Source organism: Pseudomonas sp. AU11447 (assembly GCF_001672555.2).
Taxonomy (GTDB): domain Bacteria; phylum Pseudomonadota; class Gammaproteobacteria; order Pseudomonadales; family Pseudomonadaceae; genus Pseudomonas; species Pseudomonas nitroreducens.
On record NZ_LZDG02000043.1, the window covers coordinates 171,939 to 193,276 of the forward strand.

At 65.8% G+C, this 21,338-nt stretch carries 21 protein-coding genes; 11 read left to right on the top strand and 10 right to left on the bottom strand.

The window, feature by feature from the left end; genetic code table 11:
- Window positions 1-62 precede the first annotated feature (62 nt).
- The gene (locus A6723_RS14230; RefSeq protein ID WP_024766898.1) at window positions 63-428 is read left to right on the top strand and encodes a DUF5064 family protein; all 366 of its coding nucleotides are present in this window, start codon (window positions 63-65) and stop codon (window positions 426-428) included.
- Window positions 429-610: 182 nt separating this feature from the next.
- Here the strand turns inward: A6723_RS14230 and phnE are convergent, their stop codons facing one another.
- Genes phnE through A6723_RS14250 form a run of 4 tightly spaced genes read right to left on the bottom strand, consistent with a single transcriptional unit; the run spans window position 611 to window position 3,874 of the window.
- A complete protein-coding gene (gene phnE / locus A6723_RS14235) occupies window positions 611-1,381 on the bottom strand; it encodes a phosphonate ABC transporter, permease protein PhnE (protein ID WP_082450536.1) in 771 nt (256 codons plus the stop codon).
- On the bottom strand, window positions 1,378-2,220 hold the full coding sequence (locus tag A6723_RS14240) for an ABC transporter permease (protein ID WP_054907402.1): 843 nt from the start codon (window positions 2,218-2,220) through the stop codon (window positions 1,378-1,380). The genes phnE and A6723_RS14240 overlap by 4 nt, the downstream gene beginning before the upstream one ends.
- Window positions 2,214-3,020, bottom strand: coding sequence for a phosphonate ABC transporter ATP-binding protein (locus tag A6723_RS14245; protein ID WP_054907403.1), 807 nt, complete (start codon window positions 3,018-3,020; stop codon window positions 2,214-2,216). The genes A6723_RS14240 and A6723_RS14245 overlap by 7 nt, the downstream gene beginning before the upstream one ends.
- Window positions 3,017-3,874 carry a putative selenate ABC transporter substrate-binding protein gene (locus A6723_RS14250; protein ID WP_054907404.1) on the bottom strand — a complete coding sequence of 286 codons (858 nt, stop codon included), beginning with the start codon at window positions 3,872-3,874 and terminating at the stop codon, window positions 3,017-3,019. Before A6723_RS14250 ends, A6723_RS14245 begins: the two co-directional genes overlap by 4 nt.
- A gap of 167 nt (window positions 3,875-4,041) precedes the next feature.
- Here A6723_RS14250 and A6723_RS14255 point away from each other — a divergent pair, with 167 nt between their 5' ends.
- Together A6723_RS14255 and A6723_RS14260 are read left to right on the top strand one after the other, a co-directional pair.
- A complete protein-coding gene (locus A6723_RS14255; protein WP_054907405.1) occupies window positions 4,042-4,941 on the top strand; it encodes an NAD(P)-dependent oxidoreductase in 900 nt (299 codons plus the stop codon).
- Window positions 4,938-5,729, top strand: a complete 792-nt coding sequence (locus A6723_RS14260) for a hydroxypyruvate isomerase family protein (protein ID WP_054907406.1) — start codon at window positions 4,938-4,940, stop codon at window positions 5,727-5,729. The genes A6723_RS14255 and A6723_RS14260 overlap by 4 nt, the downstream gene beginning before the upstream one ends.
- A 13-nt stretch (window positions 5,730-5,742) precedes the next feature.
- Here the strand turns inward: A6723_RS14260 and A6723_RS14265 are convergent, their stop codons facing one another.
- Window positions 5,743-7,905 carry a bifunctional diguanylate cyclase/phosphodiesterase gene (locus A6723_RS14265; RefSeq protein ID WP_054907407.1) on the bottom strand — a complete coding sequence of 721 codons (2,163 nt, stop codon included), beginning with the start codon at window positions 7,903-7,905 and terminating at the stop codon, window positions 5,743-5,745.
- 296 nt (window positions 7,906-8,201) lie between these two features.
- Between A6723_RS14265 and A6723_RS14270 the strand changes: the two genes are divergently transcribed.
- Window positions 8,202-9,860 (top strand): phosphoethanolamine transferase, encoded by a 1,659-nt coding sequence (locus A6723_RS14270; protein ID WP_054907408.1) that lies wholly within the window; start codon window positions 8,202-8,204, stop codon window positions 9,858-9,860.
- A 78-nt stretch (window positions 9,861-9,938) separates the two neighbouring features.
- On the opposite strand, the gene A6723_RS14275 is transcribed toward A6723_RS14270, so the two are convergent.
- Together A6723_RS14275 and rapA are read right to left on the bottom strand one after the other, a co-directional pair.
- Window positions 9,939-10,391, bottom strand: a complete 453-nt coding sequence (locus A6723_RS14275) for a universal stress protein (RefSeq protein WP_024764627.1) — start codon at window positions 10,389-10,391, stop codon at window positions 9,939-9,941.
- Between the two features lie 321 nt (window positions 10,392-10,712).
- Entirely contained in the window at window positions 10,713-13,565 is a 2,853-nt protein-coding gene (gene rapA / locus A6723_RS14280) for an RNA polymerase-associated protein RapA (protein ID WP_175405549.1), read from the bottom strand.
- Between the two features lie 227 nt (window positions 13,566-13,792).
- Here rapA and A6723_RS14285 point away from each other — a divergent pair, with 227 nt between their 5' ends.
- From A6723_RS14285 to A6723_RS14305, 7 genes are all read left to right on the top strand, one after another.
- On the top strand, window positions 13,793-14,098 hold the full coding sequence (locus tag A6723_RS14285) for a hypothetical protein (RefSeq protein WP_054907410.1): 306 nt from the start codon (window positions 13,793-13,795) through the stop codon (window positions 14,096-14,098).
- Window positions 14,099-14,146: 48 nt separating this feature from the next.
- Window positions 14,147-14,746 (top strand): alpha-ketoglutarate-dependent dioxygenase AlkB, encoded by a 600-nt coding sequence (locus tag A6723_RS14290; protein WP_054907411.1) that lies wholly within the window; start codon window positions 14,147-14,149, stop codon window positions 14,744-14,746.
- Window positions 14,743-14,904 carry a hypothetical protein gene (locus tag A6723_RS32135; protein ID WP_089285726.1) on the top strand — a complete coding sequence of 54 codons (162 nt, stop codon included), beginning with the start codon at window positions 14,743-14,745 and terminating at the stop codon, window positions 14,902-14,904. The genes A6723_RS14290 and A6723_RS32135 overlap by 4 nt, the downstream gene beginning before the upstream one ends.
- A gap of 216 nt (window positions 14,905-15,120) precedes the next feature.
- A complete protein-coding gene (gene ccoM / locus A6723_RS32560) occupies window positions 15,121-15,231 on the top strand; it encodes a cytochrome c oxidase subunit CcoM (protein WP_024764625.1) in 111 nt (36 codons plus the stop codon).
- A 182-nt stretch (window positions 15,232-15,413) separates the two neighbouring features.
- Window positions 15,414-17,402 carry an FUSC family protein gene (locus A6723_RS14295; RefSeq protein WP_054907412.1) on the top strand — a complete coding sequence of 663 codons (1,989 nt, stop codon included), beginning with the start codon at window positions 15,414-15,416 and terminating at the stop codon, window positions 17,400-17,402.
- Window positions 17,389-17,598 (top strand): DUF1656 domain-containing protein, encoded by a 210-nt coding sequence (locus tag A6723_RS14300; RefSeq protein ID WP_054907413.1) that lies wholly within the window; start codon window positions 17,389-17,391, stop codon window positions 17,596-17,598. The genes A6723_RS14295 and A6723_RS14300 overlap by 14 nt, the downstream gene beginning before the upstream one ends.
- A 13-nt stretch (window positions 17,599-17,611) precedes the next feature.
- The gene (locus A6723_RS14305; RefSeq protein WP_054907414.1) at window positions 17,612-18,469 is read left to right on the top strand and encodes an HlyD family secretion protein; all 858 of its coding nucleotides are present in this window, start codon (window positions 17,612-17,614) and stop codon (window positions 18,467-18,469) included.
- Here the strand turns inward: A6723_RS14305 and A6723_RS14310 are convergent.
- The 3 genes from A6723_RS14310 to A6723_RS14320 form a co-directional block, all read right to left on the bottom strand.
- The gene (locus A6723_RS14310) at window positions 18,450-19,628 is read right to left on the bottom strand and encodes an MFS transporter (protein WP_054907415.1); all 1,179 of its coding nucleotides are present in this window, start codon (window positions 19,626-19,628) and stop codon (window positions 18,450-18,452) included. The genes A6723_RS14305 and A6723_RS14310 overlap by 20 nt on opposite strands.
- Before the next feature lie 142 nt (window positions 19,629-19,770).
- The gene (locus A6723_RS14315) at window positions 19,771-20,241 is read right to left on the bottom strand and encodes a MaoC family dehydratase (RefSeq protein WP_054907416.1); all 471 of its coding nucleotides are present in this window, start codon (window positions 20,239-20,241) and stop codon (window positions 19,771-19,773) included.
- A complete protein-coding gene (locus A6723_RS14320; RefSeq protein ID WP_054907417.1) occupies window positions 20,238-21,191 on the bottom strand; it encodes an alpha/beta hydrolase in 954 nt (317 codons plus the stop codon). Before A6723_RS14320 ends, A6723_RS14315 begins: the two co-directional genes overlap by 4 nt.
- Window positions 21,192-21,338 lie beyond the last annotated feature (147 nt).

The following is a 21,338-nucleotide window of genomic DNA, read 5'->3' on the forward strand; positions in this document are numbered from 1 at the left end:
GGGCGATTTCCAATTCGCAAAGGCCGGCTAGACTGTCGGGATTCCATAGAAGGAGATTCGCCATGTTCGAACCGGGCCATCTGCATCTCCAGTCCCTGCCGGGGCTGGGGCAGCAGGAGATCGACGCTCACATCAACTATGAAGTCCGCAAGGATGTGGAAAAAGGCACCATCGTTCACTTCGTCATGAAGGGCGAAATCGACGGCAATGCCTTCACCGAAGAATGGGACATGCCCAAGGAACAGGCCTTCAATTTCGCCAGCGATGCCACCCGCATCGCGCAGAAGCATGGCCTGCACCCGCGATTCGGCTCGATGGTGCGCAACCACAAGGAATACGACGCGATGTTCGAGGACATCCGTCAGAAGCTCGGCACCCAGCCCGGCGACCCGATCGACCTGGACAAGGTGATCCACGGCGACTCGTAACCCACGCACGCAATAAAAAGCCCGGCCTGTGTGCCGGGCTTTTTATTGCGTGCAGTTCAGTCCCGCCAGGCGCCGGCGGTTTACCGGTAGGAGCGAGCTTGCTCGCGAACGGATTCACCGGTGACTTGGTCGTGGGACGGTTCGCGAGCAAGAACCGGGCGTCCCACTCGCTTCTACCAGCGCTAGTGGCTCACCCAGCGCTGCCGCGCCCAGGCGCTGAGCGAATCCACACACAGCACCAGCAACAGCATGGCGAGGATCACGGTCGCCGCCTGGGCCTGCTGGAAGAGGCTGAGGCTGAAATACAGCATCTGCCCCAGCCCGCCCGCGCCGACGAAGCCAAGCACGCTGGCCATGCGGATGTTGTTCTCCCAGCGGTAGAGCATGTACGCCACCAGTTGCGGCCAGACGGCCGGCAGGGTGCCGTAGGCGAATGCAGCGACGCGTCCGCCACCGCCCAGGCGCACGGCCTCTGCCGGGGCGCTCGGGGTATTCTCCAGCGCCTCGGCGAACAGCCGACCGAGCACTCCGCCGGTGTGAAGGGCCAGGGCGAGCGTGCCAGCGTTCGGGCCCAGGCCGGCGGCCAGCACCATCAGCGCACCCCAGACCAGCTCCGGCACCGCGCGCAGGGCGTTGAGCAGCAGCCGCGAGAGACTCTGCGCAATGCGCCCGAAGCGCCCGGCCGCCGGCAGCGCCAGCAACATGCCCAGCAGCGCTGCGAGCAGGGTGCCGATGGCCGACATGGCCAGGGTCTCCAGGGCGCCGCGCCCGACTGCCGCGAGGTGCGTTGCGCTCAGGTCCGGCGAGAGGAAATCGCGCCCGTAATCGAGCATCTGGCCCAGGCCGCGCGCGTCGAACAGGCCGCCGCTGTCCATCTCCAGGTAGGCGAAGGACGCGCCGATGGCGAGCAGGATCAGCAGCAGCCAGCTCAGGCTGCGCAGCAGGCCGGTCATTCGAGCCTCCCGCGTAGGAAGCGGCTGAGCAGGTCGGCGCCCAGCACCAGCACCAGGAAGGTCAGCAGGATGCTCGCCACTTCGCCGCCGGCGAACATGCGCAGCGACAGGTCGATCTGCTGGCCGAGGCCGCCGGCGCCGACGAAGCCCATCACTACCGAGGCGCGGATCGCGCACTCCCAGCGGTAAACGGTGTAGGAAATCAGTTCCGCCGCCGCCGAGGGCAGCACGCCGTAGGCGAAGGCCTGCAACCGCGAGCCGCCGCCCAGCAGCACGGCGCGCGTCGGTCGCGGGTCCACCGATTCGAAGATTTCCGCGTAGACCTTGCCGAGCATGCCACCGTAGGTGATGGCGATGGCCAGCACGCCAGCGGTGGGGCCCAGGCCCACGGCGCGGACGAACAGCAGCGCCCAGACGATCTCCGGCACGCTGCGCAGTACGATCAGCAGGCCGCGCACCGGCCAGCGCAGCGCGCGCGCCCACCAGGCCGGCAGCCCGCCGCGGGGCAGGGCGGAGATCGACAGCGCGCGGGTTGCCAGCAAGGCGGCGGGGAAGGCGATCAACCAGGCCAGGGCCATGCCGGCGGTGGCGATGGCCAGGGTTTCCAGGGTGGCGCGGCCGAGCAGGGCGAGGAATTCCTCGTCATGGGCCGGCGGCCAGAAGCCTGCGAGGAAGTTCGCCATGGTCCGCGCGTTGTCGCCACTGAACAGGCCGGCGATATCCAGTTCGGACAGGCGCACTCCAGGCCACAGCAGGGCGAGGGCGAGCAGGGTGAGCAGCAGGCGCGGTAGCGCCGCCGGATCGCGGGGCGAAGTCTTCGACAGAGCAGGGTTCAGCATCGCGGGATCTGCACCACCACAGGCCTGCCTTCCGGCGAGGAAACGCCCTGCTGGCCGAGCTGCTCGTTGGCGTAGAGGGTGCGCAGGTCATCGGGGGTGACGTGCTGTGCTGCCTTGTCGAAGGCGATGCGACCGTCGCGTATTCCGACTATGCGCGGGAAGTGCTGCAGGGCGAGTTCGACCGCGTGGAGGCTGGCCAGCAGGGTCACGCCACGGTCCTGCGCTTCGCGGGTAAGCACGCCGAGGGTGTGGCCGGCGAGCACGGGGTCCATGGCCGAGACGGGTTCATCCGCCAGCAGCACTTCAGCCTGCTGGTACAGCGCACGGGCGATGCCGACGCGTTGCAGCTGGCCGCCGGAAAGCTTGTCGCAACGTTCGAAGAGCTTGTCGCCCAGGTCCAGGCGCTGCAATTCGCTGCGGGCGCCGGCGCTGTCGATGGGGTAGAGCAGGCTGGCCAGGCTCTTCCACAACGGCCACTGGCCGAGACGGCCAGCGAGCACGGCGGTGACCACGCGCTGGCGCGGTGGCAGCGGCGGGGCCTGGTGAATCAGCGCGATGCGGGCACGCAGGCGCTGGCGCGCGCCGGCACCCAGCGTCCAGGGTTGGGCGTCGAGCAGCTCGTAGCGCCCCGCCGAGGGTTGCAGGGCGGTAGCCAGGATGCGCAGCAGGGTGGTCTTGCCGGCGCCCGAAGGGCCGATGATCGCCACCCGTTCACCGGTATCGACACTGAGGTCGATACCGGCGAGCGAGCGCTGGCCATTGGCGTGGATGTGCTCCACGCCGGTCAGTTTCAGGGTCACTTCAGCAGGCCGGCGGCGCGCGCCGATTCCTCGATGCCCTTGTAGTTGTCAGGCTGGGTCTCGATGAAGCGGCTGGCCGCCTGCAGGTCGAGGATTTCCTTGTCGCGCGGCTTGCTCGGGTCGAGGGCGAGGAAGGCTTTCTTGATCTTCTCGGCCAGGGCCGGATCGAGGTTGCCGCGCACGGTCCAGTTGTAGTCGTAGTAGGTCGGCGTGGTGGCGAAGACCTTCACCTTGTTGGTGTCGACCTTGCCGCTGTCCACCAGCTTCTGCCAGACCGAAGCGTTGAGCACGCCGGCGTCGACCTTGCCGGCCTGGACCCAGGCAACGGTGGCGTCGTGGGCGCCGGAATAAGCGACGCGGGAGAAGAACTGCTCGGGAACCACGCCGTCCTTCTGCATGAAGTAGCGCGGCATCAGGCTGCCGGAGGTGGACGATACGGAGCCGAAGGCGAAGGTCTTGCCCTTGAGGTCCTGGATCGATTTCACGTTCGGGTCGGCGGTGATGAATTTGCTGGTGAACTGCTGGTCCTGCTCGCGCTGCACCAGCGGGATGGCGTTGCCGGTCTTCAGGCGCGCCTGGACGAAGGTGAAGCCGCCCAGCCAGGCCATGTCCAGGCGATCCGAAGCCAGGGCTTCGACCACGCCGGCGTAGTCGGACACCGGGATGAACTTCACCGGCATGCCCAGTTGCTCTTCAAGGTAGGCGCCCAGCGGCTTGAATTTGCGCAGCAGCTCGGTCGGGGCTTCGTCGGGGATGGCGGAGACCTTGAGTTCCTTCGGTGTATCGGCGTGGGCGAAAACAGCGGACAGGGACAGAGCGAAACCGGCGGCGAGCGCCAGGGTGCGTTTGAGCATGGGGAGAGTTCTCCGGGTCAATGGCGGAAAAAACTCCGGGAGTATAGTGGCGGCGCGACTGTTTGGCTGCCCTGCGGTTTCGTCGCGGCGCCTTCGGCCGGCAGTGACCGGCGCCTGTTAGAATGCCGATCCCCGTACTTTTCCCACCTCTGTACTGGAGATTGTCCATGTCGTCCGCCATTCCCTCCCTTGCCTTCGCCGGCCTCGGCCTGATGGGCGTGCCCATGTCGCGACGCCTGCTCGCTGCCGGCTATCCGTTGACCGTGTGGAATCGCTCCGCTGGCAAGCGTGAGCTGCTTGCTGCAGAGGGCGCCAGGGCCGTGGAAAGGCCTGCGGACCTGTGCGCGGATGCCGAGGTGGTGATGCTCTGCCTGGCCGATACTGCCGCCGTGCGCGAAGTAGTGTTCGGTGTCGGCGGCATCGTCGAAGGCGCTCGTGCAGGCCAGGTGCTGGTGGACTTCTCCAGCCTGGAACCGGCCGCCACCCGCGAGATGGCCGCCGAGCTGGAAGCGCGCACCGGCATGCGCTGGGTCGACGCGCCGGTCTCCGGCGGTACGCCGGGCGCCGAAGCCGGTACGCTGGCAATCATGGCGGGCGGGCGCGTCGAGGACATCGAGCGCGTGCGGCCGATCCTCGCCCATCTCGGCCAGCGCCTGACGCGCATGGGCGATGTCGGTGCCGGGCAGGTGACCAAGGTGTGCAACCAGATGATCGTCGCCTGTAATGCGCTGGTGATCGCCGAAGTGGTGGCGCTGGCGGAGAAGTCCGGCGTTGATGCCAGCCTGATCGCGCCCGCCCTGGCCGGCGGTTTCGCCGATTCCAAACCCTTGCAGATCCTGGCTCCGCAGATGGCGCAGAGCCAGTTCGAGCCGGTGAAGTGGCACGTGCGCACGCTGCTCAAGGACCTGGACACTGCCGTGAAGCTTTCCCGCGAGGAAGGCTCGGCCACGCCCATGAGCGGCCTCGCCGCGCAACTGATGCGCCTGCATGGCAGCCAGGGCAATCTTGAACGCGACCCGGCTACCCTGGTCGAGCAATACCGTCTTTCGAAGGAATTCCCCGCATGAAACTCTGCGCCAACCTGTCCCTGCTGTTTACCGAAGTCCCGCTGCTGCAGCGTATCGACGCCGCCGCCAAGGCCGGTTTCGAGGGCGTGGAGATCCAGTTCCCGTACGACGTCCCCGCGCAGGACCTGAAAGCCGCGCTGGACGACGCCGGCCTGCCGCTGATCCTCATCAACCTGCCGGCCGGCGACCTGATGCAGGGCGGCCCGGGCATTGCCGCTGTGCCGGAGCGCGCGGCGGAGTTCGAGGCGGCGCTGGCCAAGGCGCTGGACTACGCGCGCATCGTCAAGCCGCAGCACGTCAACGTGCTGGCCGGCCGGCTGGTCGAGGGGCAGGAGCGCGAGGTTGCTCTGCAGACCCTGGCCGAGCGCCTGCGCAGCACCTGCGATGCCTTCGCCGGCACGGGCACCGACGTGCTGATGGAAGCCATCAACTGCCATGACATGAAGGATTTCCTGCTCAATACCCCGGAGCACCTGCAGGACATGCTCGAGCGCGTGGCGCGGGAAAACCTGCGTGCGCAGCTGGACCTCTACCACATGGCGCGCATGGGCCTGGAGCTGGTGGATTGCATCTACGCGCTGATGGGCCAGATCGGCCACGTGCAGTTCGCCGACTACCCCGAGCGCGGCGAACCGGGCTCGGGCGAGATGGAGTTCGAAGTACCGCTGCAGGTGCTCGACGACGTCGGCTACGACGGCTGGCTGGGCGCGGAGTACCGCCCTACCGGTACCACCGCCGATTCCCTGCGCTGGCTGCCGCGCTGGCGTGCGGGGAAGTTCGATTTCTGATGGAACCTCGCAGTCAGGCCTGATTGCGCAGCAAGGCCGTGTCGCTGTCTTCGCGGTAGGCCTCGAGGAATTCCACCAGTGCGGAGAGGGGCAGCGGGCGGCTGAACAGGTACCCCTGGGCCAGCTCGCAATGGTTGTCGCGCAGGAACGCCAGTTGCTGCGCGTGCTCCACGCCCTCGGCGATCACCTTCAGGTGCAGCTTCTGCGCCATGGCGATGATCGCCTGGGCGATCTCGCTGTCGCGGCGCGACTGCGGCACGTCGCGGATGAAGGAGCGGTCCACCTTCAGCGCATCCAGCGGCAGCTGGCGCAGGTAGGACAGCGATGAGTAACCAGTGCCGAAATCGTCGATGGAAAGGCTCACACCCAGCTCGCGCAGGCGGTTGAGCAAGGGAACGGCCTGGCTGATATTGGACATCACGGCGTTTTCGGTGACCTCCATCTCCAGGTAGCGCGCGGCAAGGCCGGTGTCTTCGAGCGTCTGCTGGACTTCATCGACCAACCCTTCGCGGCCGAGGTTGCTGGCGCAGCAGTTCACCGCTACCCGCAGGTCCTTGTAGCCCAGGTCGTGCAGGCGTCGCAGGTCCTCGCAGGCGCGGCGCAGTACCCAGGCGTCGAGCGCACCGATCAGGCCATTGGCGGTCGCCAGGCCGATGAAGCGGTCCGGCGCCAGCAGGCCGTGGGTAGGATGCTTCCAGCGCACCAGCGCTTCGAGCTGTTCCACTTCGCCATGATCGATACGCAGGATCGGCTGGTAGTAGAGCACCAGCTCGTCGTCCCACAACGCCTTGCGCAGTTCTTCCTCCAGCTGCAGTTCCTGGGTCGCCTTGGTCTTCAGGTGCGGGCTGAAGAAGTGCGTGGCGTTGCGGCCGTTGCCCTTGGACTGATAGAGCGCCAGGTCCGCGTGCTTGAGCAGTTCTTCGGGTTGATCGCCGTCGTTGGGGAACAGGCTGATGCCCACGCTCATGGTCATCACCAGGTTGCGCCCGGCTGTGCTGATCGGCTCCTTCATGCGCTGCATCAGGCGTTGGGCGAGGATGCGCGCCTCGTGGTCCTCACCCAGGTCGGCGAGGATGCAGAACTCATCGCCGCCAAAGCGCGCCAGCAGGTCGGTGCTGCGCAGCGCACTGCGCAGGCGCTCGGAAACGATGCACAGCAGCTCGTCCCCGGCGGCATGGCCAAGGGAATCGTTGACCCGCTTGAAGTGATCGACGTCCAGCAGGATGACCGCCATGCCCTGGCCCTTCTGCCGATTGCGCTGCAGGCGGGCGGTGAATTCCTCGTTGAGCGCGTTGCGGTTATGCAGGCCGGTGAGGCCGTCGAAGCGAGCCAATTGCTGCAGCGAGGCATTGGCGTGGTCCAGTTGGCTGAGCAGGGCGTTGACCCGGCTCAACTCGCTTTCCTTGCTTTCCAGGCTGTCTTCGATCCAGGCCGCCCAGAGCCCGGCGAGCACCACGGCGAGGGCCAGCAGGCCGACCATCAGGCCGAGCTGGATGGCGTTGTTGCGCCCCAGGTCCGCCACCGGCGCTACCCAGGTGGGCAGGGTCAGGGTCAGGGCGGCCATGCCGGTGAAGTGCATGCTGGCGATGGCGCCACCCAGCAGCAGGCTGGCGAAAACCTGGTAGAGCCACTGGCGGCCCGCCGGCTGGCGATTGAGCACCGGTGCCAGCACCAGCGCGACGAAAGCTACCAGTACGGCCATCAGCACCGACAGGGTGACCAGCAGCGGGTCGTAGTGCTGCATCGGCGGCGACTCGATGGCAGCCATGCCGGTGTAGTGCATGCCGGCGATGCTCGCGCCGATGCAGCAGGCGGCCAGCAGGTATTGCAGGGGGCTCAGGCCGGCATGGGCGAGCAGGCGCATGGCGACTACGCAGATGGCGATGGCGATGAGCAGGGAGATCAGTGTCAGGCCGCCGGTGAAGTGCAGCGGCACCGAGGAGTGGAAGGCCAGCATGGCGACGAAGTGCATCGACCAGATGCCACTGCCCAGGCAGATGCCGCCGACCCACTGCCAACGGTGCGCGTGTTGCGGCGCGCGGACCATCCGCGCGGCGATGCTCAGCGCGACGAAGCTGGCGACGCAGGCAATGAGGATGGCCAGCAGGACCAGGCCGGAATTGTGAGAGCACTCCAACAGCACAGCATCGGGTAAGGCGTCCTTCTGCCAGTCCATGGGCGGGATGCTCCAGATGTCGAGGGAGGTAGTTGGCGAATTGATATCACTTTGATGTGAGTCTAGGAAGCTGTCTGCGGCTCGCAAGGTCTGACGGTCTTTTCCGACAAACTGGTTAATACGAAACGACGTACGGTAGTGCCAGGTTCTGCTTTGATATTGTCCAGATTCTGAAGGACGGGCAGTGTTTCGAAATTGACACTTTTTTGACTAATTGCCCGCTAGAGTTGCGCCGCCGGCCGGCAGCATCGGCCATCCCATTTTCTATCCGACTATCGATGTAAGGAGTGCGCTCGATGTCCGAGGGCAAGCGCCGCCTCTTCCCCCAGGTCAGCTCTGCAAGGCTGGTCCTGCTGTTCTCGCTGGCACTGGTGTTGTTCTACAACTTCGCCACTTGGCGGGCCCTGAACAGCCTGGTGCCCATGGAGGGCCTGTGGGGCGTGGCGTTCTTCGCCTCGTTCGCCTTGTTCCTCTGGGCCGCCTTCACGCTGTTGCTGACCCTGGTGTCTTTCCGCCCCTTGCTCAAGCCTGCGTTGACCCTGGTGGCGCTGGTTTCGGCGGCGGCGGCGTACTTCATGAACTCCTACGGTGTCGTGATCGATACCGTGATGGTGCAGAACGTCATCGAGACCAACCCCGGCGAGGCTGCCGCGCTGTTCAGTGCGCGCATGGTCGGCTATCTGCTTCTGCTGGGCGTGCTACCGGCGGTGATCATCTGGTTGACGCCGGTACGCTACAGCTCATTCTTCCGCGGGCTGCTGAACAAGGTGCTGGTCATCTTCGGTTGCCTGGTGGTGGTCGCCGTCTGCGTCGGTTCGTTCTATTCCACCTACGCCCCGGTATTCCGCCAGGAAGAGAAGCTGACGCACTTCATCAACCCGACCAACTACATCTATGCGGTGAGCAAGTTCACCAAGCAGCGCCTGGGCATCAAGGAAAACCTGGTGGTGCAGCCCATCGGCGAGGACGCGGTGATGCCGCGCAAGGTGAATGCCGACGGCAAGAAATCGCTGATGATCTTCGTGGTTGGCGAAACCGCCCGTGCGGACCATTTCTCACTCAACGGCTATGAGCGCGAGACCAACCCGGAGTTGAAGAAGCTCGATATCCTCAACTTCACCAACGTCAGTTCCTGCGGCACGTCGACGGCGGTTTCCGTGCCCTGCATGTTCTCGAAGTTCCCTCGCGAGGACTACAGCGACAAGAAAGGCAAGACCAACCAGGGGCTGCTGGACATCCTCCAGCGAGTCGGCGTGTCGGTGCTCTGGCTGGACAACAACAGCGATTGCAAGGGCACCTGTCTGCGCGTGCCCAGCCGCGATATCTCGAAGAATCAGCCGGGCCCGTTCTGCGACGGCAATCGCTGCCTTGACGAAGCCATGCTGCAGGACCTGCAGGCCTACATAGACGGCCTGAAGGACAACGCGATCATCGTCCTGCACGCCGACGGCAGCCATGGCCCGGAGTACTACGACCGCTATCCGAAGACCATGGAGCGCTTCACCCCGGTCTGCCATACCAACCAGTTGGGCAGCTGCAGCAAGGAAGAGCTGGTGAACGTCTACGACAACACCATCCTCTACACCGACTACTTCCTGTCCAAGGTCGTGGAGCTGCTCAAGCACAACGAGGGACGCTTCGATACCTCGATGCTCTACGTCTCCGACCACGGTGAGTCGCTGGGCGAGAACGGCGTATATCTGCACGCCGCGCCCTATGCCATCGCGCCGAAAGCACAGACCCACGTACCGATGGTGATGTGGTTCGGCAACGGAGCGCTGGGTGGCATGGGTGTCGATCGCGGCTGCCTGGAGAAGAAAGCCGGCGGCGACGAGCTGAGCCATGACAACCTGTTCCATTCGGTGCTCGGGCTTTACGGTGTGCAGACCAGCCTGTACCAACCAGACCTGGACATCTTCCACACCTGCAAACGCGCCATGACCGCTTCGCAATGACTGAAGCGCCGACCTGAACGGCGGCCATGAAAAAGGCCCTGCGGCAAAAGCCGCAGGGCCTTTTGTTTGCCGGGGCTGTTACTTCTCGCGAACCAGCAGCACCGGGCGGTTGCTGACGCGCAGCAGGCCTTCGGCCACGCTGCCCAGCATCAGGCGGCGTACGCCACGACGGCCGTGGGTGCCCATGACGATGACATCGGCCTTGGAGGCTTCGGCCTCGATCTCGATGCGCTCGGCGATTTCCTCGCTGGCGCGCTCCTGGCAGACCCGCTCGAAGCTGGTTTTCACCGGGAACTCAGCGATCTTCTCCTTCGCCTTGCCGAGGATGTCATCGGCGGCCTTCAGCGCGGCTTCGCGCAGCGGCTCCGGGTTGTAGTACACCGCGTAGTCGGGCAGATGGCGCAGCGGGCTGTCGACGATGGTGATAACGCGCAGCTCGCCGCCGCTCAGTTGGGCCAGCTTGGCCGCTTCGACCAGGGCTCGGTCGGAAACCGGGCTGCCGTCCACCGCTACCAGAATGCGCTCGTACATGATGTGTTCCCTCAATGAGTGGCTTGGTAGGGAAACTCTATCCCCCCATGGGCGAGAATCCCTTGCGCAGCGTCAATGGTAGTCGGTGTGCCCGAATGTGCCGGGAATAGAGCGGCGTAACGCGGTGTTTCGGTGGTGCGGGGCGTGGGAGCGGACTCTGTCCGCGATCGTGTCGTCCATGCGCCTGTCTTGCCCACGGAGCCGCCGATTCGACATCGCGGACGGAGCCCGCTCTGACACAGGCCGGCATGGACAGGTGCCCATGAAAAAAGCCGCCACCGGTTGTCCGGTGGCGGCTTCTTCATTTCAGCGTTGCCGCGATCAGCCCGCGACCAGCACGCGGATCGCCTCCAGGCGCAGCGAGGCCTTGTCCAGCATCGCCAGGCTGTCGTCACGCTGCTTGCGCAGGGCATCCAGCTCGCTGTCACGCACGCTGGGGTTGACGGCCTTGAGCGCGGTCAGGCGCGCCAGCTCTTCGTCCAGGGTCGCTTTCAACTGCTGGCGAGCCAGCTCCACGCGCTCGGCATGGCGCGGGGTGATCTTGGTCTCGGCCACGGAGAATTGCTTCGCCAGCACGTCGCGCTGGGCCTGCACGAACTTGTTGGCGCTGGCGCGCGGCACGCTTTCCAATTGGTCGTTCAGGGTGTCGAAGGACACGCGCGAGGACAGGTCGTTGCCGTTGGCGTCCATCAGGCAGCGCAGCGCCACTGGCGGCAGGAAGCGGCCGAGCTGCAGCTTGCGCGGTGCCACGGCCTCGCTGACGAACAGCAGTTCCAGCAGCACGGTGCCGGGCTTGAGTGCCTTGTTCTTGATCAGCGCCACCGAGGTATTGCCCAGCGAGCCGGACAGCACCAGGTCCATGCCGCCCTGCACCATGGGGTGTTCCCAGGTGAGGAACTGCATGTCTTCGCGGGCCAGGGCCTGGCCGCGGTCGTAGGTGACGGTCACGCCTTCGTCGTCGCCCAGCGGGAAGCTGGCGTCGAGCATCTTCTCGCTCGGACGCAGGATCAGGGCGTTCTCGGAATGGTCCTCGCTGTCGATGCCATAGGTGTCGAACAGGCGCTCCATGTAGATCGGCAGGGCGAACTGGTCGTCCTGTTCCTCGATCTCCGCCACCAGCGCCTCGCCTTCGCCGGCGCCACCGGAGTTGAGCTCCAGCAGGCGGTCACGGCCGTTGTGCATCTCGGCTTCCAGCGCCTCGCGAGCAGCGGTGCCTTCGGCCAGCAGGGCCTCGAAGGCGTCATCGTCGCCGCCGTCCAGCAGTTCCACCAGGCGCGGGCCGAAGCGGTGCTGCAGGGCGTTGCCGGTGGGGCAGGTGTTGAGGAAGGCGTTCAGCGCCTGGTGGTACCACTGGAACAGACGTTCCTGCGGGCTGTTTTCCAGGTGCGGGACGTGGATCTGGATGGTGTGCTTCTGGCCGATCCGGTCCAGGCGGCCGATGCGCTGTTCCAGCTGGTCCGGGTGGGCCGGCAGGTCGAACAGCACGAGGTGATGGGCGAATTGGAAGTTGCGGCCTTCGCTGCCGATTTCCGAGCAGACCAGCACCTGGGCGCCGAACTCTTCATCGGCGAAGTAGGCGGCGGCACGGTCGCGTTCGAGGATGCTCATGCCTTCGTGGAACACGGTGGCCGGGATGCCGGACTTCAGGCGCAGGGCGTCGCCCAGGTCCATGGCGGTCTCGGCGTGGGCGCAGATCACCAGCACCTTGTACTGCTTGAGCATCTTCAGGGTGTCGATCAGCCACTCGACGCGCGGGTCGAAGCGCCACCAGCGGTTGTTCTCGTCGCCGTCGTCGGCCTGGGCCTGGAAGCTGACTTCCGGGTAGAGGTCCGGGTGCTCGCCCAGCGGCAGTTCCATGTACTCGATCGGGTTGGTCAGTACGTAAGGATGCAGCTGGCGTTCCGGGAAGCCCTGCACGGCGGCACGGGTGTTGCGGAACAGCACGCGGCCGGTGCCGTGGCGGTCGAGCAGCTCGCGCACCAGGCGGGCACGGGATTCTTCGTTGCCGCCCTCGACGCTGGCCAGCAGTTCGTCACCCTCGCTGCCGAGGAAGCCGTGGATGGCCTGGCGCGCGGCAGGGGAGAGGGTGCCCTGGTCGACCAGCTCCTGCACCGCTTCGGCCACCGGGCGGTACTGGCTGCTTTCGCTGCGGAAGGCTTCCAGGTCGTGGAAACGGTCCGGGTCGAGCAGGCGCAGGCGGGCGAAGTGGCTGTCCAGGCCGAGCTGTTCCGGGGTCGCGGTGAGCAGCAGCACGCCGGGGATGACCTGGGAGAGTTGCTCGACCAACTGATATTCCGGGCTGGCCTGTTCCGGGTGCCACACGAGGTGGTGGGCCTCGTCGACCACCAGCAGGTCCCATTCGGCGGCGAACAGCGCGTCCTGGGCCTTCTCGTCCTCGCGCAGCCATTCCAGCGCCACCAGGGCCAACTGGGTGTCCTCGAAGGGATTGCTGGCATCGCTCTCGACGAAACGCTCGCGGTCGAACAGCGCGACTTCCAGGTTGAAGCGCCGACGCATTTCCACCAGCCACTGGTGCTGCAGGTTCTCCGGCACCAGGATCAGCACGCGGCTGGCGCGGCCGGAGAGCAGTTGGCGGTGAATCACCAGGCCCGCTTCGATGGTCTTGCCCAGGCCCACTTCGTCGGCCAGCAGAACGCGCGGCGCCATGCGGTCGGCGACTTCGCGGGCGATGTGCAACTGGTGGGCGATGGGTTGCGCGCGGGCGCCGCCCAGGCCCCAGAGCGAGGATTGCAGCAGGCGGGTGCGGTGTTCCAGGGTGTGATAGCGCAGGCCGAACCAGGACATCGGGTCGATCTGCCCGGCGAACAGGCGGTCGCTGGCCAGGCGGAACTGGATGAAGTTCGACAGCTGGGTTTCCGGGACGGTGTGCTGCTCGTTCTGCGCGGTCAGGCCGTGGTAGATCAGCAGGCCGTCGATCTCGTCCACTTCGCGGACGGTCATCTTCCAGCCTTCGAAATGGGTGATCTCGTCGCCCGGTGCGAAGCGCACGCGGGTCAGCGGCGCATTGCGCTCGGCGTACTGGCGGGTATCACCGGTAGCCGGATAGAGCACCGTGAGCATGCGGCCGTCCAGAGCGAGGATGGTCCCCAGCCCAAGTTCCGCTTCACTGTCACTGATCCAGCGTTGACCGGGTTGATACTGCGCCATGGACACCTCCCAAAAAAAGCCGGCTATGGTACCGGAACGCGCAGCGTTCAGCGATGGCGATCGACGCCTCCGGTCGTCCGAAATGTCGCTGGTGCCGCCGGCAGGTGCCGGGTTTCACGGCAGATTCATCGCGAATCGAAGAAAGTGTAGCGAGGCGGGCTCAAGTCTCTAGCGCTTGCGCCGATAGCCTGACCAGAGGACTTCCCACCGAGCTTCGGCGCAGGAGCATCCCGATGCTGCCACTTGTACCGACCCATTTTGCCCCCGTCACTGCCCAGCAGGACGTGCCCAGGCCGCGACCGGATGTCACCCCGGTGACCCCACCTGCGCCCAGTGCCGGCAACGCTGGCGTGGAGCTGGAGCGCCGGCCGGACGAGCAGGCGCTCAAGGACGAGTACCAGCGCCGACGCAAGCGTCGCGAGCAGGCCGATGGCACGCCCGAGGGCGAGGCGCTGGAGGAGCTGGAAGAAGTCGAAGAGTTGGGTGAAGGCGTGCAGGCCGCGCCGCGCAAGGGACTGTGGATCGATGTCGAGGTCTGACTTCCCGGGGGAGTAGACTCTGCCCATTGCTGAATCCCCGAGCCTTCCATGCTGTTCGACGACGCCCCCATCCTGCTGCCCGATGCAGAGCTGCGCCTGACCCCCGACTGGTGCCCGCCGCCGCGTGCTGCCCGCTGGCTGGCGCAGTTGCTGGCCGAGACGCCCTGGGAGCAACCGCTCGTCCATCTGCACGGCCGCGACTACCCGGTGCCGCGCCTGGTCAATTGGTACGGCGATCCCGATGCCTTCTATACCTACTCCGGCCTGACTCATGCGCCGCTTCCCTGGACGCCGCTACTGGCGGAGATTCGTGCCGCTGTGGAGGCGGCGGCCGGGCAGCGCTTCAATGGTGTGCTGCTCAACTACTACCGCGACGGCCAGGATTCCATGGGCTGGCACAGCGACGACGAGCCCGAACTCGGGCGTAATCCAGTGGTGGCCTCGTTGAATCTGGGAGGCACGCGGCGCTTCGACCTGCGGCGCAAGGGACGAAACACAATCGAACATTCCATCGCACTGTCCGACGGTTCGCTGCTGGTCATGTCCGGCGCGACACAGCATTATTGGCAACATCAGGTCGCCAAGACGCGCCGTCCGGTCGCGCCGCGCCTGAATCTGACTTTCCGCCTGGTGCATGCCCTGCCATGAGCAACGACGACAAGCTGATCGACTTCACCGCCGAGCGCGACAAGCGCATTCACGACGTGCACGAAAAGCGCCTGCAGGATGTACGCAAGGCCTTCGAGCAGGCGCTGCCGCTGGGCAAGTCGCGCAAGAAGGGCAAGAGCAAGCCGAAGAAGCGCTGAGTTTTTTCGCCGCCAATCCCCCGCTTCACCCGCAAACCCCCGCCCTGCGCGGCTTCCCGCCGCACCCTGTCCCCTCCGAAACTTGACCTGCGTCAGTGCTCCGGGCCTCCCCGGAAAGCGCCTTGTCGACCATTGATCCAGGTCAATTGGCCCCGCCCGGCCGCCGGTAATCTGCACACATCCCCAGACGATGTGAGGCAACAGGAGGCCAGCATCATGTTCATCGACGAAGTGGTTCTAGCAGGCATCCTTACCGTCGGACTGATGGTTGTTTTCTTCGGTGGGGTCGGAATTTTCATCTGGAAGGACAGCCACAAGAAGAGCTGATCCTTACAGATACACAGAGCACGCAAGGCACTTCGGGCGACTTAGGTCGCCCGTTTTTTTTGCCTCGACGAAAGTCGGGATGACATATTGTTAGCTTGCTAATAATATGATCAGCAACGATTCCGTCATCCTCTTTGCCGGCTATCTTTAAGCGATAGACCCGGACCCTTTCGAGAGACCGCGTGCGACCTACGCTGCAGGCATTCCTCGCGCCGGATACGCTGGCGCTGAAATTCGCGATCAAGACCCTCCTGGCCGGTGGCCTGGCGCTCTGGTGCGCCTTCCGCTTCGACCTTGAACAGCCGCAGTGGGCGCTGATGACCGTGTTCATCGTCTCCCAGCCGCTGTCGGGCATGGTGGTGGCCAAAGGGCTGTTCCGCCTGATCGGTACCCTTGTCGGCACCGCCATGTCGGTGGTGATGATGGCATTGTTTGCGCAGACGCCCTGGCTGTTCCTGCTGGCCATCTCGCTCTGGCTCGGGCTCTGCACTGCCGCCTCCACCAGCCTGCGCAACCATGTGTCCTATGCCTTCGTGCTGTCGGGCTACACCGTGGCGATCATCTGCCTGCCGGCGATCAGCCATCCCCTGGAAGTGTTCGACCAGGCGGTGGCGCGCAGCACGGAAATCTGCCTGGGGATCCTCTGCGCGTCGGCGATCAGCGCCATCCTCTGGCCGCGCCGCGTCGAGGCCAACCTGGACAAGCAGGCCCACGCTACCTGGCTCACCGGCATGCAGGCCGCGCGCAGCGAGATCGATGCGGACGCGCGGCAGATCAAGGGCCTGCTGCAGGCACTGGGCAAGATCGTCGAGGTCGATGTGCAACGCGACCACGCCTGGTTCGAAGGCTACCGCGGGCGGATGCGTTCGCGTGCGCTACGGATTCTTTCCCGCGACCTGCTCAGCCTGCTGCGCACCGCACGGGGCGTGGCCCGGCAGCGCAGCGTGCTGGACGCCGAGGACCGTGCGCGGCTGCAACCCTGGTTCGAGGAGTTGCGTGCCACCCTGGAAAACCCGCAGGTCGACACCATGCGCTCGCTGCAGGAACGCCTGCAGGAGGCCGGGCTGGATGAAAACTACTCCAACGACCTGCGTTACTGCCTGACTCGCTGCTCCTTGCTGCTGCTCAAGGCGCTGAACTCGGAAATGACCATGCGTGCGGTGGCCGACGGTCGGGTCGACGACGTTGCAACCGGCACCCTGTCCTGGCACCGCGACGGGCTGATGGCGCTGTTCTACGGCTTGCGCAGTGCGCTGGCGCTGCTGGGCATGTCGGCATTCTGGATGGCCACGGCCTGGCCGGCGGCGACCGGCGGCATGCTGCTGGCGGCGGTGATCTGCAGCCTGTTCGCCAACCGCGACAACGCCGTCACCATCGGCCTGGGCTTCCTGCGCGGCATCCTTTACGCGATCCCCGCGGCGGCCGTCGTCAGCCAGTGGCTGTTGCCGCAGTGGAACGGCTTTCCGCTGCTCTGCCTGGCACTGGGCGTGCCGCTGTTCTTCGCCTTGCTGGGCATGGCCACGCCGGCGCTGGCGGGCACGGCGACATCCTTTTCGATCCACTTCATCACCCTGGTGGCGCCGAGCAACGTGATGAAGTACGACCTGGCCAACCTGCTCAATTCCGCCCAGGGCATCGTCATCGGAGTGGGCTTTGCGGTGCTGGTGTTCCGCCTGCTGACCTTGCCGGCGGACTGGCTCAATCGCCGCTTGATCCAGGCCACCTGCGAGGACCTCGGGCGCCTGACCCGACGGCCGCTGGCGGAAGCCGAGAACTGGTTCGGCGGGCGCATGGCCGACCGTCTGATCCGCCTGGCGCGGCACTACACCCTGTTGCCCAGGGAAGAGCAGAAGCGCTGGCAGGATGGCTTGCTGGCGCTGGACCTGGGCAATGAGCTGATCCACATGCGCGCCTGTCTCAACGGTGCCCAGGGGCAATTGCGCAAGCGTCGCGACCAGTTCCTCGGCGCCCTGGGGAGTGTGTTGGAAAAGGGCCCGGGTGCGGGGCGCGAGCAGCGCCTGGAAAGCCTTTGCCCGCCGCTGGAGGAGGCCCTGGCTCACGATCTTGAAGGCGACAACGAACCCAACCGCCTGGCCCGTGCGGCGCTCGCCCAATTGCGTCATACCTGGCGCCAGTGGTGCCGTCTGGAGGACGCCAATGGGACTGCATGAGATCGGCTGGGGCGGCGTCTACATCAGCCCGCTGTTCATCTATGCACTGATGGCCCTGGGCCTGACTGCGCTGTTGCGCCTGCTGTTGCAGGCCACCCCCTTCGGGCGTTGGATCTGGCACGAGGCGCTGTTCGACTGCGCGTTGTTCGTGCTGATTCTTTGTGCCATTACCTGGGTGCTGAGTACGGCGCCTTGAGAGGAGAAGCTGTATGCGCGGATACCTTCGCGTAGCTGTCACCATCATTCTGGTCATTGCCGCCGTCATGGCCGGTACCTGGCTATGGCGCTACTACATGCTCTCGCCCTGGACCCGCGATGCGCGGGTGCGCGCGGATGTGGTGGTGATCGCCCCGGACGTTTCCGGCTGGGTCACCGACCTCGCCGTGCAGGACAACCAGCAGGTCAAGGCCGGCGACCTGATCATGCGCATCGACCACGAGCGCTACGCCGCCAACCTGGAGCAGGCCAAGGCCGTGGCCGAGACGCGCCAGCAGCAATATCGCCTGCGCCTGAGCGAAGCCTCGCGGCGCAACAAGCTGGGCATCGCTGCCATCAGTGCCGAGGACAAGGAAACCGCGCAGATCAACGCCGCCATCGCCAAGAGCGAGTTCGACGAGGCCCAGGCCCAGGTGCGGCTGGCGCAGCTCAACCTGACCCGCAGCGAGATGCGCGCCCCCCGTGATGGCCAGGTCACCAACCTGCGCCTGGCCCAGGGCAACTACGCCCAGGCCGGCCAGCCGGTGATGGCGCTGGTGGATCAGAAATCCTTCTACGTCACCGCCTACTTCGAAGAAACCAAGCTGCCCGGCATCGGTGTCGGCCAGCCGGCGCAGGTAGTGCTGATGAGCGGCGACATCGCCATCGACGGCACCGTGGAAAGCATCAGCAGTGGCATCACCGACCGCAACGCGATTCCCGACAGCCAATTGCTGGCCAACGTCGAGCCGACCTTCAACTGGGTGCGCCTGGCCCAGCGCATCCCGGTGCGCATCCGCCTGGACAAGGTGCCCGAGGGCGTGCACCTGAGCGCCGGGATGACCGCCAGCGTCACCGTGAAGGAGCGCTGAGCCCCGCTGCCTGCGGTTCGCGCCCGAACCAGCAGGAGAGTGCCGCGCACAGCACCGACGCGGCCACCAGGCTGACGCCGACCCAGGGCGTCCAGGCGATGCCGGCCAGGCTGATCACTGCGCCGCCCAGCGCCGCGCCGAGGGCAACGCCCAGGTGCATGGCCGAGGTGTTCAGTGCCACGCCGGCGCTGCCGCTGGCCGGGTCGCTGGCCAGCAGGTAGCTCTGCACCGCTGGCGAAATCATCCAGCTGATGGTGCTCCAGACCATCAATGCCCCGAGCAGCAGCCACGGATGCCCGAGGCTCAGCGGGATCGCCGTCATCGCCAGGGCGAACAGCACCGGCACCACGATCAGCGCGCGGCGCTGGCCGAGCCGGTCGCTCAGCCAGCCACCCAGATAACCGCCACCGATGGCCGCAAGGCCGATCAGTAACAGGGTCAGCGCAATGCTCTGGCTATCAGTGATCCCGGCGACCTGCTGGAACCAGGGCGTGATGTAGGCGAACAGGGTGAAGTGACCGCCCAACAGAAGAATCGACACCAGTTGCGCGAGGTTCAGCGCCGGGCTGCTCAGCTGGCGCCTGTACGCCGCGCCATTGGCCGGGCTCTCCAGCGTGCGGCGGGGCAGGGCGAGCAGCAGCAGGGCGGCCAGTGGCAGCGAGTAAAGGGCGATGGCGGCGAAAATCCAGCGCCAGCCGAACCAGTCGTTGACCAGTACGCCGGCTGGTACGCCGAACACCAGCGAGCCGCTGATGCCCATGAAGATCAGGCCAATGGCGCGCCCGCGCTGGCCCGGCGGCGCCAGCTCCACCGCCAGCAGGCTGGCTTGCATGATCAGCAACCCACAGCACGCGGCCATGCCGATACGCATCAGCAGCAGCGAGACGTAGCCGGGACTCAGCGCGGCGCCAGCATTGAACGCGGCAAACACCAGCAGGGTGATGAACAACAGCCGCCGGCAATCGGCGCCACGGGTCAGCCAGCCAAGCAAGGGGGCGGCGATGGCGAAACTCAGGGAAAACAGGCTGGTGAGCTGGCCGGCGAGGCTGAGGGAGACGTGCAGGTCGTCGGCGAGAGAGGGCAGGATGCCGGTGAGGATGGCCTCGGCGAGGCCCGCGGCGAAGGTGCAAAGGGACAGCAATAGCAGTCGAAGGTCCATGGCGGCTCCGATTCCCGGTGAGGGGTTTCGGGCACGAAGCCTTCGGTTATCCCGGATGGATGTGAGGTGACGGGGGCAGGGTAGTCGAGGGGGAAACTGTATACAAGTTTCCGGGGCCGGATGGCCGGCCCCGGAATTTGCATCAGCCGATGGTGATCGGCGGCAGGGCGGGCAGTTCGATGTCGAGTTTCTCGGTCGGCGCCATCACTTCGGCCTCGCCTTTCACCACGGCCTTGCCGTCCTGGTTGAGTACCACGGTGCCGATGCGCACGCGGTTCTTCGGCAGCTTTTCCAGCACTTCCAGTTCCACCGTCAGTTCGTCACCGAGCTTCACCGGGCGGGTGAAGGTCAGGTTCTGGCCGAGGTAGATGGTGCCCGGACCGGGCAGGGTGGTGGCGATCGCCGCGCTGATCAGCGCGCCGGTGAGCATGCCGTGGGCGATGCGCTCCTTGAACTGGGTGGTGGCGGCGTATTCGGCGTCCAGGTGCACCGGGTTGCGGTCGCCGGAGACCTCGGCGAACAGCTGGATGTCGCGCTCGCCGACGCTGCGCTTGAAGTTGGCCTTCTGGCCGACTTCGAGTTCTTCATAGGGGACGTTCTGCACGGAAGTCATAGGGGCTCCTCGGATTTCTCGACCTGCGGGACCGGGCACTGCACGCCCAGCCAGTCGATCAGGTTGTGGATGACCTCGTCGCGGTTGCTCTCGTTGAACAACTCGTGGCGAGCGTCGGGATAAATCTTCAGTTGGACGTCACGAACCCCGGCGCGGGTCATCGCCTGGGCGAGATCGCGCAGGCGCTTGCCCTGGCTGACCGGGTCGCGCTCGCCGCCGATCACCAGCACGGGCAGGTCGTTGCGGATGCGCGACAGATGCTCCACGGGTGTTATATCCGCCAGGCCGCCGAGCAGATCCACCCACAGCTGGTTGCTGCAGCGGAAGCCGCAGAGCGGGTCGGCGACATACTTGTCGACTTCGACGGGGTCGCGGCTGAGCCAGTCGAAGGCTGTACGGTTTGGCTTGAAGGCCTTGTTGAACGAGCCGAAGGACAGGACGTCGATCAGCGCGCTTTGCCCCAGCGGGCCCTGGCGCCAGCGCTCGAAGCGGGCGATGGCGCGAGCGCTTTTGTACAGTGCGACCGGCTGGTAATTGGAGCCGGACAGCACCGCCGCATTCACGCTGGCGCTGTGCTGCAGCAGGTAGGCGCTGCCAATGTAACTGCCCATGCTGTGGCCGAGCAGGATGATCGGCAGGTCCGGGTGTTCCTCGCGCACATGCTGGTTGAGCGTGTGCAGGTCGCCGATCACCTTGCCCCAGCCGCCGCGGTCGGCGTAATGGCCCAGCTCGCCGTTCTCGGCGGTGCGGCCGTGGCCGCGCTGGTCGATGGCATAGAGGTGATAGCCGGCGGCGTTCAGCGCCAGGGCCAGGCGCTCGTAGCGGCCGGCATGCTCGGCCATGCCGTGGGACAGCATCAGGGCCCCGCGGGACGGGCCTTCCGGCGCCCAGTGGCGGGTGTAGAGCAGTGTCTCGTCGCTGGCAGCGAGCCAGTAGGCGGCGTAGGGCATGGGGTCCATCCTGCTTCTTGTTCGTCGATTCTTATTGGAATGGGGCCATGGAGCGGGCCAGACGGGGCGATTCTGCCACGCCGGGACATCTTCTGTATGGATTGCCGATAGCTCCCGGCCATTGTCGTGCAAGTCCCGTCCCAGGCG